Origin of the sequence: Mediterraneibacter sp. 210702-DFI.5.30 (genome assembly GCF_020560115.1) — a bacterium.
In the GTDB taxonomy this organism is placed as follows: domain Bacteria; phylum Bacillota; class Clostridia; order Lachnospirales; family Lachnospiraceae; genus Mediterraneibacter; species Mediterraneibacter faecis.
Genome location: NZ_JAJCME010000246.1, coordinates 1 through 219, shown reverse-complemented (window position 1 = coordinate 219; position 219 = coordinate 1). Strand labels below are relative to the sequence as shown.

The 219-nt window shown below is 32.9% G+C and carries 1 protein-coding gene; it reads left to right on the top strand.

What is annotated here, in order from left to right:
* A partial coding sequence (locus LI126_RS15430) for a hypothetical protein (RefSeq protein ID WP_227165775.1) occupies positions 1-192 on the top strand: 192 nt, incomplete at its 5' end.
* Between the last annotated feature and the right edge of the window lie 27 nt (positions 193-219).

Below are 219 nucleotides of genomic sequence, written 5' to 3'. Positions count from 1 at the left end.
ATTTCAATCCACGCACCCTACAAGAGAGTGCGACTTAGGTTGCTCGATGAAAGCTTGATCGTATTGCCGAATTTCAATCCACGCACCCTACAAGAGAGTGCGACCGCAATATATAGTAAAAAAATAGCTTTTTCTCAATATATTGGGTTAAAAATTTTAATAAGGAATAAAAAGTATCCTTTATTAAAGTAAATTTAAATTAATTAACTAGAAAAGTGG